This window comes from Pseudoxanthomonas gei (assembly GCF_010119615.1).
In the GTDB taxonomy this organism is placed as follows: Bacteria; Pseudomonadota; Gammaproteobacteria; order Xanthomonadales; family Xanthomonadaceae; genus Pseudoxanthomonas_A; species Pseudoxanthomonas_A gei.
Genome location: NZ_QOVG01000009.1, coordinates 169,881 through 181,837, shown reverse-complemented (window position 1 = coordinate 181,837; position 11,957 = coordinate 169,881). Strand labels below are relative to the sequence as shown.

The following is an 11,957-nucleotide window of genomic DNA, read 5'->3' as shown; positions in this document are numbered from 1 at the left end:
GGCGTCGGGGGTGGGAGCGGGTTCGCGGGAACAACCGGCCACCAGCACGGCGGCGCAGGACAGCAACAGGAAAGCGGAACGCATCAGGGATATCCGGGAACGGGGGATGGCTGCAGTTTACCCTCCCCCGCTTGCAGTCAGGCCTGAACGGGAGGCCAGCAACACTGCCCTCGCTGCGCCCGCCGCAGCCTCAGACCTTGTAGCCCGTGTGCACGGCGACGATGCCGGCCGAGAGATTCTTGTAGCTGCAGCGCTCGAAACCGGCTTCGCCCATCATTGTTTTCAGGGCTTCCTGCGGCGGATGCTTGCGGATGCTTTCGGCCAGGTATTGGTAGCTGTCGGCGTCCTGGGCGAACAGCTTGCCCAGTTTCGGCAGGATCCTGAACGAGTGGAAGTCGTACACCGGCTTGAACCAGTCGACTGTGACTTCGGAGAACTCCAGCACCCGCGCCTGGCCGCCGACCTTCAGCACGCGGTACATCTCGCGCAGCCCTGCGTCCTTGTCGGTCACGTTGCGCAGACCGAAGGCAATGGTGACCAGGTCGAAGCTGGCATCAGGGAACGGCAGCGCCTCGGCGTTGCATTGCACGTAATCCAGTCCCGCCACCAGGCCGCGATTGGTCATGCGGTCGCGGCCCACCGACAGCATGCCGGCGTTGATGTCGCCCAGCACCACTTCGCCCGTCGAACCGACACGCTCCTTCAACAGGGCGGCGATGTCGCCGGTACCCCCGGCCAGGTCCAGCACGCGGTCGCCCGGTTTCACCTGCGCAGTGGCCACGAAGTAGCGCTTCCACACCCGATGGATGCCCAGGCTCATCAGGTCGTTCATCAGGTCGTAGTTGCCGGCGACCGAGGAAAACACTTCACCGACCAGCTTCTGCTTGTCCTTGGCGGCGACGTCCTTGAAGCCGAAATGGGTGGTGCCGGATTTGTAGGGGGATTCGCTCATGTGGCCATTATTGCACTGCGGGCCGCGCCGCTGTGTGGACGCGCGGGGCGCCTGCAGTGGCCATCGCGTAGCCCCCGCTTCCACATTGTCCTGTCTCGCACTGCGTGGCCATGGCAAGCTCTGCACCCCCACACCCCCTGGAGCACGCATTGGACACCCGACCCGATTACCGCGCCTTGCTTGCCACCGCTGTGGCCGAAGCCCGGCTGGGGCTGGCGGAAGGCGGCATTCCCATTGGCGCGGCCCTTTTCAACGCGGGCGGAACGCTGCTGGGCTGCGGCCACAATCGCCGCATCCAGGAGAACGACCCCTCGGTGCACGGCGAAACCGACGCCTTCCGCAAGGCCGGGCGCCAGCGCGGTTATCGCGACACCATCATGGTCACCACCCTGGCCCCGTGCTGGTACTGCAGCGGCCTGGTCCGCCAGTTCAACATCGGCACGGTGGTGGTCGGCGAATCGGTGAACTTCACCGGCGGCATCGACTGGCTGCGCGAGAACGGCGTGAACGTGATCGACCTGCAGGACGAGGAATGCATCGCCATGCTGGGCGACTACATCGCCGCCAATCCGGACGTGTGGAACGAGGATATCGGCGAGGACTGACTCCGGCTGCTATCTTCCGCCCACTCGATTCCAGGGCCTACACCATGTCAGAACACAAGACGTCCATCCAATGGAACCGCGACGGCAAGCCGTTCACGCCCGAGGGCTACAGCCGCGACCACGAATGGGTTTTCGAGCGTGGGCAACGGCTAACCGGTTCGGCCGCGCCGGCGTACCTGGGCAGCGCGCAGGGCGTGGACCCGGAAGAGGCACTGGTGGTGGCGCTGTCTTCGTGCCACATGCTGACGCTGCTGGCGATTGCCTCAAAAAAAGGCTGGGTGATAGACAGCTATGCTGACGAAGCGGTGGGCAGGCTCGGCAAGAACGAGGCCGGCAGGATTGCCCTGGTCGGTGTGACGCTGCGGCCGAAGATCGTGTTTGCCGAAGGCAGCGCGCCAGATGCGGAGGGGTTGCAACGCCTGCACCATTCGGCACACCAGAATTGCTTCATCGCCAATTCCGTCAAGACCGAAGTGACGATAGAGCCGCGCTGAGTCCTGTGGTAGCGGCTTCAGCCGCGACGATGCTCCACCGGCAACGCCCGTCGCGGCTGAAGCCGCTACCACAGTGAGCAGGGGGTCAGAGGATGTAGCGGCTCAGGTCCGGGTCCTGCACCAGTTCGCCCAGGTGCTGGTCCACGTAGGCTTTGTCGATGCTTACTTTCTGGCCGTCGCGGTCGGGCGCTTCGTAGCTCAGCGTATCCAGCAGGCGCTCAAGCACGGTGTGCAGGCGACGTGCGCCGATGTTTTCCTGGCGTTCGTTGACCTGGGCAGCGATTTCGGCCAGCCGATCCACTGCGTCCGCGGTGAAGTCCAGGGCCACGCCCTCGGTCTGCAGCAACGCTTCGTACTGGCGGGTCAGCGCGGCCTTCGGCTCGGTGAGGATGCGCACGAAATCGTCCTTCGACAGTGCCGACAGCTCCACCCGGATCGGGAAGCGGCCCTGCAACTCGGGAATGAGATCGCTGGGCTTGGCCAGGTGGAACGCGCCCGAGGCGATGAAGAGGATATGGTCGGTCTTGACCGTGCCGTACTTGGTGCTGACGTTGGAGCCTTCCACCAGCGGCAGCAGGTCGCGTTGCACGCCTTCGCGGCTGACGTCGCCACCGCTCATGTTGCCGCCGCGCTTGGCGACCTTGTCGATCTCGTCGATGAAGACGATGCCGTTCTGCTCGCAGGCCTCGATCGCCGCGGTGCGGATGTCGTCTTCGTTGACCAGCTTGGCGGCTTCTTCTTCCACCAGCTGCGGGCGCGCGGCCTTGATGGTCAGGGTGCGCGCATGCGACTTGGGCGTGCCCATGCTGGAGAACATCTGCCGCAGTTGCTGGCCCATTTCCTCCATGCCCGGCGGGGTCATGATGTCCATGCTGACGTTGGCCGAAAGCTCGAGTTCGATTTCGCGCTCATCCAGCTCGCCGGCGCGCAGCATGCGGCGGAACTTGGTGCGGGTGTCGCCGTCCTGCGCGGACGGCTCGTGGCGCGCCGCTTCGGCATCGAAGCCGATGCCGGTACTGCGCCGTGGTAACAGCGCATCGAGGATGCGGTCCTCGGCGCGCTCCTCGGCCTGGGTGCGCACGCGCACCTTGGCCTGCTCGCGGTACATCTTCACCGCGGTGTCGGCCAGGTCGCGCACGATCTGTTCGACGTCCTTGCCTACATAGCCGACCTCGGTGAAGCGGGTCGCCTCGACTTTCACGAAAGGCGCGTTGGCCAGGGTCGCCAGGCGCCGCGCGATCTCGGTCTTGCCGACGCCGGTCGGGCCGATCATCAGGATGTTCTTGGGCATTACCTCCTCGCGCAGGTCGGGCTGCAGCTGCATGCGCCGCCAGCGGTTGCGCAGGGCGATGGCAACCGCGCGCTTGGCGCCGTGCTGGCCGACGATATGGCGGTCGAGTTCCTGCACGATTTCGCGCGGGGTCATGGTGGCGTTGTTGTTGAAGGGTTTGTCGGACATGGGGGCTTTATCCAGGAACGGGTGGGACGGAAAGAAGCACGAATCAGGGGGCGCGCTGGAACCGGGGCAGGCCTTGGCCCGTTCCGCGTTCCTCTGCATCCTTTCCTAGAGTTCTTCCACCACGATATTGCGATTGGTATAGATGCAGATGTCGCCGGCGATATTCAGCGACTCGACGGCGATGGTTTTGGCATCCAGGTCTGTATGCGCCATCAGCGCGCGCGCGGCGGACAGCGCGAAGGAGCCACCGGAGCCAATGGCGATGAGGCCGTCCTCCGGCTCGATGACATCACCGGTGCCGCTGATGATCAGCGAGGTGTCCTTGTCGGCCACCGCCAGCAGCGCCTCCAGCTTGCCGAGGCGGCGTTCGGTGCGCCAGTCCTTGGCCAGTTCCACCGCGGCGCGTTGCAGCTGGCCATGCTTTTCCAGCTTGGCCTCGAACAGTTCGAACAGGGTGAAGGCATCGGCGGCGGCGCCCGCGAAGCCGGCCAGCACCTGGCCGTCGCGACCCAGACGGCGCACCTTGCGCGCATTGCCCTTCATCACCGTGTTGCCAAGGGTGACTTGGCCGTCGCCAGCCACGGCGACAAGACCGTTGCGCCGCACCGACAGGATGGTGGTGGCGTGGAAAACATTGGGGTTCTGGCTGGGGTCCATGCGGCCTCCGGAGTGATGATTAGGAGGTGGGGACGGCCTGAACCGGTTCAACCGTGACTTTCGACACGATCCATGCAGGGTCGAGCTTGCTCGGCTGGTATTTTTAATTCCGCGCCAGGAGCGGTCGAGCAAGCTCGGCTCTACAGCGCGTCCTTGCGACGCTTTGCCCGCGGATGTGCAGCATCGTAGACCTTGGCCAGGTGCTGGAAATCCAGGTGGGTATAGATCTGGGTGGTGGCGATGTCGGCGTGACCCAGCAGTTCCTGCACGCCGCGCAGGTCGCCGGAGGATTCCAGGATATGGCTGGCGAAACTGTGCCGCAGCATGTGCGGGTGCACGTTCTTGAACAGGCCCTGCTTCTGGGCCAGGAGCTTCATGCGGATCTGCACCGCACGCTGGGAGAGGGGCCCGCCGCTGCGTCCCGGAAATACGAACGCGTCGCTGGCAGGTTTCTGTTCGTCGCGCCAAGAGTCCAGCGCACGGCGCGCATGCGAGCCTACCGGGACCTTGCGTTGCTTGCTGCCCTTGCCCAGCACGGTCACCAATCCGCCATCCAGGTCCAGGTCGTGCCAGCGCAGGCCGCACAGTTCGCTCAGGCGCAGGCCCGAGGAGTAGAAAAGTTCCAGCAGCGCGCGATCGCGCAGGCCCAGCGGCACGTCGGTGGGTACTTCCACCAGCCGCGAAGCCTCGTCGGCATCCAGCACCTGCGGCAACTTGCGTGGTGACTTGGGCGCGCGCAGCGCCGCGGCCGGACTGGCGACGATGCGGGCATGCCGGAGCAACCAGTTGAAGTAACTGCGGCAGGCGGAAAGCCGGCGTTGCAGGCTCTTCGGCGCCAGGCCGCGGCGGTGTTCGGCGGCCACGAAGGCGCGCAGCTGTCCTGTATCCAGCGCCGACAGTTCGTTGACGCCCTGTGCCGATGCCCATTCACCCAGTGAGGTCAGGTCACGCCGATAGGCATCCAGCGTGTGCGCCGACATGCGGCGCTCGACCTGCAGGTGGGAGAGGAAGTCTTCGACGCCGGACACGGTGATTTTCTCTCGTCATCCCCGCGCAGGCGGGGATCGCTCTTCGCTTCGTGCCGGAACGAGTCGCGGGCAGAAGCGCTCATGCAGGAGCAGCAGCGAGCCCCGCCTGCGCGGGCGTGACGAGCAAAAAAACAGAGGCCTCGCTTCAGCCATCGAAGCGCTTGAGCGCCACCACCAGCGCCTCGCCCATCATGCGCAGGAACAGCGTGCCCATGCCCGGATAGAAACGGTTGCCTTCGCGGCTACCCACCGCGACGAGGCCCAGGCCAGGCAATGGCAACAGCGCGGACGACTGCACTTCCTCGGCCCGCGGCCCGTACAGCAGCGCGTTCTTTTCCGGTTGCAGACGCCCGCAGATCGGCTCGCCGTCCTTCAGGCAGTCGCGGAACGAATTCAGGTGCGCGCTGCCCTCGGCCACCACCTGCAGCCACTCGGCATCTTCCAGGCCCGGCACCGGCTCGAACAGCACCATGCGCACCAGGTCGCCATTGAAATCCTCGGCCAGCGAGGCCGCCATCGCGCGCAAGATGTCCTGGGCGGTGTTCTGCTTCAACAGGGCAAGCGTCAACTGGTGGGTGCGCACGGCAAGACGCTCGTTGTCCTGCGCATTGCCGAACAGGTCATTGAGGCGCTTGGACAGTTCGCGGTTCTTGTCGCGCAGCACTTCCAGCTGGTAGCTGGCCAGCGACGCCGTCGGGCCCTCGTCGCGCGGCACCACCAAGGTCAGGGCCAGGTCGGGGAACTGCTTCAGGAAGGTCGGGTGCCGGCGCAGCCAGGCCGCGATCTCGTGCGCGCCGATTTTTTCTTGTGTCTCGTTCATTGCTTCCAATTCCCTTCGAATACGAATGCCGCCGGTCCGGACATGATGACCTCGGCGGCGTCATCGGGCCAGCTTATGTGCAGGTCGCCGCCCGGCAGGGTGATATCGACGTCACGATCGATGCGGCCACGCCGCATCAGCACCGCCGCCGCCGCGCAGGCTCCACTTCCGCAGGCGAGGGTTTCACCCACGCCGCGTTCGTACACGCGCAGGCGCAGGCGGTCACGCGCCACCACCTGGGCAAAACCGATATTGGCCGATTGCGGGAAAACCGCACTACCCTGCAATGCAGGCCCGGCCACCAGCACGGGTGCGAGATCGACATCGTCAACTTCCACCACGGCGTGCGGGTTGCCCATGGACACAGCGCCGAATTCCAGCGTCTCGCCATCCAGTTCCAGCATGTACCGGTCTGCTGCGGAAAATCCCGCCAGCGGGATCGCCGCCGGATCGAATCGCGGAACGCCCATTGCGATCGCATACCGGTCGCTTTCCAGACGCTGCACCTCGTGGGTGGCCAGCGGGCTGTCGACCTGGAAACGTTGGCCTGTCGCCGTGCCATCGCGCACCAGCCAGGCGGCGACGCAGCGTGCGCCGTTGCCGCACTGCTGCGAGGACGAACCGTCGGAATTCCAGATGCGATACGAAGCCACCGCCTGGCTGCTGCGCGCAGGCTCGATGGTCAGGATCTGGTCGCAGCCGACGCCAAAGTGGCGATCGGCCAGCTCGGAAGCCAGCGTCGCGTCAGGCGGTGGTGTGCCATCACGCAGGTCGAGGATGACGAAGTCGTTGCCTGCACCGTGCATCTTGGAAAAACGCAGCACTGTGATTGCTCCGGCAGTCGTTCACTCGTCCTTGGCAGGAGGCGCCGGGTCTTCGACAGCGTCGTCGGCCTGCTCATCGGCGGGCGTTGGAGCCGGCGCGTCGATCTGCGGCGTATTGTCGGTGGGCTCGTCGGCGGGCATCCCGATCGGCGCTGCTTTTTCCGGAAGGATCAACGGACCCTTGGCGCCGCAGCCGGCGAGGAGGACGAAGACGGAACTGGCGAGGGCGAACCGGAGGAATGTAGTCATGGCAGAAGTATAGCCAGACGGGCATGAACCAGCATGCCTGCCGCCCCAGGTCTAGCTGGGACCTGGTGGCTCGGGGCGCAGCCACAGCCACACTGCCACTGCCGCCATGCAGGCGATGGGCAGGGCGGCCATCCACCACCGATGAGTGCCTACCGACAGCATGATCGCCAGCAGGACCGCCGCGCACGCCAGCATGGTCAGCGTGGCCGCCCATTTGCCGCGACGCGAGACCGCGCCATGGGCCTGCCAGTCGCTGATGACCGGGCCGAAGCGCGGATGCTGCATCAGGTAGGCATGCAGGCGCTCGGAACCGCGCGAGGCGGCATAGGCCGCGATCAGGATGAACACCGTGGTCGGCAGGCCAGGGATGAATATGCCCACGATGCCGGTGCCCAGGCTGGCATAGGCCAGCAACCACCATGCCCAGCGAAAACGGGAGCGTCCGGTCATGGCGGCATCGTAGCAACGCGGGAGCGGGCAAGGCCTGCTCCCGCGCGATGCTATTTCATGGCGGGTTCGGCTACGCCCAGCTGGTCCAGCACGAAGGCGTAGTACTCGGCCGCCTCGCGATATTTGCGGAAGCGTCCCGATTTGCCGCCATGCCCGGCTTCCATGTTGGTGCGGAACACGACCGGAAGGGTGCCGGCATTTTCATCGCGAAGCCTGGCGATGTACTTGGCCGGCTCCCAGTACTGGACCTGGGAATCCCACAGGCCGGTGCCGACGAAGATCGCCGGATAGGCCTGCTTGCGGATGTTGTCATACGGCGAATAGGTCAGCATGTAGTCGTAGTATTTCTTCTGCTCGGGATTGCCCCACTCGTCGTACTCGTTGGTCGTCAGCGGGATGGTCGGGTCCAGCATGGTGGTGACCACGTCCACGAACGGCACCTGCGACACGATCACGCGGTACTTGTCCGGCGCCATGTTGGCGATCGCGCCCATCAGCAGGCCGCCAGCGCTACCACCTGAGGCAGCCACCCGATCCGGAGCGGCGTAGCCCTGCTTCACCAATGCATCGGTGACGTCGATGAAATCGTTGAAGGTGTTCTTCTTGTTGAGCAGCTTGCCGTCGTCGTACCAGTCGCGGCCCATTTCCTGGCCGCCGCGGATGTGGGCGATGGCATAGACCACGCCACGGTCGAGCAGGCTGACCGCGGTGGAGTTGAAGCCCGGGTCCATCGACAGGCCGTAGCTGCCGTAGGCGTACTGGAACAGGGCGCCCTTGCCGTTCTTCTCGAAGCCCTTGCGGTAGACCAGCGACACCGGCACGCGGGTGCCATCGCGGGCCTGGACCCACACCCGTTCGGTGGCGTACTTGCTGGCGTCGTAGCCGATCACCGGCTGCTGCTTCAACTGCCGGCGCTCGCCGGTTTCGACATTCAGCTCATAGGTGGTGGCCGGCGTGGTCATCGAGGTGTAGCTGTAGCGCAGCCACGGCGTGTCATGCTCCGAATTGACATCCAGGCCCATCGAATACGCCGGCTCGTCGGCCTGCACGTATTCCTCCTTGCCACTGGCGCGCAGCAGGCGCAGCCGCTCCAGGCCATCGGAACGCTCGCTGATGGCGGTGAAGCCGTCGAACAGTTCGAAACCTTCGATGTAGACCTGGTCGCTGTGCGCAATCCAGTCCTTCCATTCGCTGCGCGAGGTGGCGGACGACGGCGCAGTCATGATGCGGAAGTTCTTGGCCTTCCAGTTGGTGCGGATCACCCAGCGCCCATCCAGGTGGTCGGCGCTGTATTCCAGGTCACGCTCGCGCGGCGCCAGTACGGTGAATTCGCGCGGATCGGCGGCGGGCGTGCAGCGCTGTTCCGATGAGACCGTACTTTCCACCGAGATGCAGATGAAGCGGTCATCGCGGGTGCGGCCGATGCCCATGTAGAAACTGTCGTCCTGTTCTTCGTAGACCAGCTTGTCGGCACTGGCCGGCGTACCCAGCACGTGGGTCTTCACCCGAACGGTGAGCAGGGTTTCCGGGTCGGTCTCGACGTAGAACAGGGTCTTGTTGTCATCGGCCCAGACCACGTTGGGCGAGGCATTGGTGATGGTGTCGGGATACAGCTCGCCGGTGGCCAGGTTCTTGAAGCGGACCACGTACTGGCGGCGGCCGACTTCGTCGTCGGCCCATGCCAGCAGGGTGTTGTCCTGGCTCACCTGGGCATCGCCGACGCTGAAATAGCCCTTGCCCTCGGCCATGGCGTTGACGTCCAGCAGGATTTCCTCGGGCGCCTCCATCGTGCCCTTGCGGCGGGCCTGGACCGGATAATCCTTGCCAGCCTTGAAGCGCGTGTAGTACCAGTAGCCGCGCTCGCGGTACGGCACGCTGGCGTCGTCCTGCTTGATGCGGCCGACGATCTCGTTGTACAGCGTTTCCTGCAGCGGTCTGGTTGGCGCCAGCACTGTATCGGTATAGGCGTTCTCGGCGGCCAGGTAGGCCAGCATCGCCTTGTCCTTGCGCTTGTCGTCACGCAGCCAGTAGTAGTCGTCGTTGCGGGTGGCGCCGAAGGGAGCTTTCACCGCGTGCGGCCTCTTCACCGCATCCGGTGGCGTGGCGTCGAGCGCAAGGACGGAAACGGGAGAGGTGGTCATCAGGAAGGCAGCCGCAAGCAGGAAGGGGGTCGGTTTCATGGAAGATAGGTCCGGTTCGGTTCGATGCAATGGAGTTCGGTGCCAAAACCAGCATCCCGGCACGCGGCCGGGATGCAGGAGCAATTCCAGTCCAAGAACGCGTTACTTGGCGAGCTGCTGCCAGAGGAAAGTATAGGCAAGCGCGGACATATGCGCCGACTGCGCATTGTTGGCCGCGCCGCCGTGGCCGCCCTCGATGTTCTCGTAGTAGCGCACGTCCTTGCCGGCCTCGGACATCTTGGCCATCATCTTGCGCGCATGGCCGGGATGCACGCGGTCATCGCGCGTGGAGGTCATGAACAGCGTAGGCGGATAGGTCTTGCTGGCGTCAAACAGGTGGTAGGGCGAGAACTTCTGGATGAACTGCCAGTCCGCCGTATCCGGGTCGCCGTATTCAGCCATCCACGAGGCACCCGCCAGCAGGTGGCTGTAGCGCTTCATGTCCAGCAGCGGTACCTGCACCACCACCGCGCCAAACAGCCGCGGGTACTGCATCAGCATGTTGCCGGTGAGCAGGCCGCCGTTGCTGCCGCCCTGGATGCCCAGGTGCGCCGGTGAGGTGATCTTGCGCGTGATCATGTCTTGGGCCACCGCGGCAAAGTCCTCGTAGGCCTTGTGCCGGTTCTGCTTCAGCGCGGCCTGGTGCCAGCGCGGGCCGTATTCACCGCCGCCGCGGATGTTGGCCACCGCGTAGACGCCGCCCTTCTCCAGCCAACCCATGCCCACGCCGCCGGAATAACCGGGAGTCAGCGAGATCTCGAAGCCGCCGTATCCGTAAAGCAAGGTGGGCGAGCTGCCGTTGTATTCCAGGTCTTTCTTGCGCACCAGGAAATAAGGCACCTTGGTGCCGTCCTTCGAGGTGGCGAAGTGCTGCTCGACCACGTGCTTGGACGCATCGAAGAAGGCCGGCATGGTCTTCAGCACTTCCGGGGCAGCCGGCTTGCCCACTTCGGCCAGCATCAGCGTGGTCGGGGTCAGGTAGTCGGTCACGGTCATCCACACCGCGTCGCTGTCATCACTGTCCACCGCGCTGACGCCGATGGTACCCAGCGCGGGGGCGCCGGCGAACGCGCTCTTCTTCCAGCCGCTGGCCGATGGGGTCAACACGCTCAGCCTGTTCTTGACGTCCTCCAGCACGTTGAGCACGACGTGGTTGCGGGTCCAGGTGGCACCGGCCAGGGAGCTGGAGTCGGTGGGCTCGAACAGCACGTCGAAATTCCTCTTTCCCTGCATGAAGTCGTCGAAGCGCGTGGCCAGCAACGAGCCTGCCTTGTACGTGGTGCCGTCGACCTCCCATGGTTCGCGCAATTCCAGGGTCAACCATTCGCGGACCACGCCCTTGCCGGTGGAATTGGGAACGTCGACCTTGGTCAGCTTGCCGTCCGCGCCGCGCAGGTACATCTCGTCGTTGTAGAAGGCGATGGTGCGGCTGACGAAATCGCGCTCGAACCCCGGGGTCGCGTCATGGAACGCGGCGATGTACATGTCGGTATTGCTGCCTTCGTACACCACCGTAGCCGCCTCCAGCGGCGTGCCGCGCTTCCATTCCTTGACGATGCGCGGGTAGCCGGACGGCGTCATGCTGCCCGGGCCGAAGTCCGTGTACACATAGACGGTGTCGGCGTCTTTCCACCCCAGCGCGCCCTTGGCCTCGGGACGGAAGAAACCCTCCTTGACCCACTGCCGGTTGGCCAGGTCGAACTCACGGGTGACATCGGCGTCCGAGCCGCCTCGCGACAACGCGATCAGGCAGCGGTCATAGGACGGCTTGCGGCAATCGGCGCCATGCCAGACCCATTTGCGGTCGTCCTGCAGGCCCTCGGCGGCATTCAATGCGTCCAGGTCGATGACCGTTTCCCAATGCGGCTGCGGCTTGCGGTATTCCTCCAGCGTGGTGCGCCGCCAGAGGCCACGCTCGTGGTTCTTGTCCTTCCAGAAGTTGTAGTAGTAGTCGCCGATCTTCTCCACGCCGGGGATCTTGGCGTCGGAATCAAGCATGGCCAGGATCCGGCCTTCCAGCTGCTTGAATTCGGGGGTCGAGGCGATCTCGGCCTCGGACTTCGCGTTCTGGGCCTTGACCCATTCCAGCGGCTTGGCGCCGGTGACTTCTTCCAGCCAGGCGTGGGAGTCATTGGTCACTGTGGCGGTCTCATCGGCAAGGGCGCTGCCGGCGGCAGCGAGACCTGCGACGACCATCAGGGTCTGGCAGGTTTGGGCAAGGGTAGGCATCAATTGTCCT

12 protein-coding genes are annotated in these 11,957 nt (G+C 64.9%); 2 read left to right on the top strand and 10 right to left on the bottom strand.

The features are described from left to right. Nucleotides 1–190: 190 nt before the first annotated feature. Nucleotides 191–952, bottom strand: coding sequence for a bifunctional demethylmenaquinone methyltransferase/2-methoxy-6-polyprenyl-1,4-benzoquinol methylase UbiE (gene ubiE, locus DT603_RS13660; RefSeq protein ID WP_162350526.1), 762 nt, complete (start codon nucleotides 950–952; stop codon nucleotides 191–193). 149 nt (nucleotides 953–1,101) lie between these two features. Here ubiE and DT603_RS13655 point away from each other — a divergent pair, with 149 nt between their 5' ends. Next, nucleotides 1,102–1,557, top strand: coding sequence for a nucleoside deaminase (locus tag DT603_RS13655; protein WP_162350525.1), 456 nt, complete (start codon nucleotides 1,102–1,104; stop codon nucleotides 1,555–1,557). A gap of 44 nt (nucleotides 1,558–1,601) precedes the next feature. Beyond that, on the top strand, nucleotides 1,602–2,051 hold the full coding sequence (locus DT603_RS13650) for an OsmC family protein (protein ID WP_162350524.1): 450 nt from the start codon (nucleotides 1,602–1,604) through the stop codon (nucleotides 2,049–2,051). Between the two features lie 85 nt (nucleotides 2,052–2,136). Here DT603_RS13650 and hslU read toward each other — a convergent pair whose 3' ends face one another. From hslU to DT603_RS13605, 9 genes are all read right to left on the bottom strand, one after another. Continuing rightward, nucleotides 2,137–3,510, bottom strand: coding sequence for an ATP-dependent protease ATPase subunit HslU (hslU, locus tag DT603_RS13645; protein ID WP_162350523.1), 1,374 nt, complete (start codon nucleotides 3,508–3,510; stop codon nucleotides 2,137–2,139). 105 nt (nucleotides 3,511–3,615) lie between these two features. Beyond that, complete coding sequence (hslV, locus tag DT603_RS13640) at nucleotides 3,616–4,167, bottom strand: ATP-dependent protease subunit HslV (RefSeq protein ID WP_162350522.1); 552 nt, start codon at nucleotides 4,165–4,167, stop codon at nucleotides 3,616–3,618. A 140-nt stretch (nucleotides 4,168–4,307) separates the two neighbouring features. Further along, the gene (gene xerC, locus DT603_RS13635; RefSeq protein WP_162350540.1) at nucleotides 4,308–5,147 is read right to left on the bottom strand and encodes a tyrosine recombinase XerC; all 840 of its coding nucleotides are present in this window, start codon (nucleotides 5,145–5,147) and stop codon (nucleotides 4,308–4,310) included. A 193-nt stretch (nucleotides 5,148–5,340) separates the two neighbouring features. Further along, nucleotides 5,341–6,015, bottom strand: coding sequence for a DUF484 family protein (locus tag DT603_RS13630; protein ID WP_162350521.1), 675 nt, complete (start codon nucleotides 6,013–6,015; stop codon nucleotides 5,341–5,343). Further along, a complete protein-coding gene (dapF, locus tag DT603_RS13625) occupies nucleotides 6,012–6,821 on the bottom strand; it encodes a diaminopimelate epimerase (RefSeq protein ID WP_162350539.1) in 810 nt (269 codons plus the stop codon). The genes DT603_RS13630 and dapF overlap by 4 nt, the downstream gene beginning before the upstream one ends. A 39-nt stretch (nucleotides 6,822–6,860) precedes the next feature. After that, nucleotides 6,861–7,088 carry an LPS translocon maturation chaperone LptM gene (gene lptM / locus DT603_RS13620; protein ID WP_162350520.1) on the bottom strand — a complete coding sequence of 76 codons (228 nt, stop codon included), beginning with the start codon at nucleotides 7,086–7,088 and terminating at the stop codon, nucleotides 6,861–6,863. Nucleotides 7,089–7,139: 51 nt separating this feature from the next. Beyond that, nucleotides 7,140–7,538 (bottom strand): YbaN family protein, encoded by a 399-nt coding sequence (locus DT603_RS13615; protein ID WP_162350519.1) that lies wholly within the window; start codon nucleotides 7,536–7,538, stop codon nucleotides 7,140–7,142. Between the two features lie 50 nt (nucleotides 7,539–7,588). Next, a complete protein-coding gene (locus tag DT603_RS13610; protein WP_162350518.1) occupies nucleotides 7,589–9,718 on the bottom strand; it encodes a S9 family peptidase in 2,130 nt (709 codons plus the stop codon). A 102-nt stretch (nucleotides 9,719–9,820) separates the two neighbouring features. After that, a complete protein-coding gene (locus tag DT603_RS13605) occupies nucleotides 9,821–11,947 on the bottom strand; it encodes a prolyl oligopeptidase family serine peptidase (RefSeq protein ID WP_162350517.1) in 2,127 nt (708 codons plus the stop codon). Between the last annotated feature and the right edge of the window lie 10 nt (nucleotides 11,948–11,957).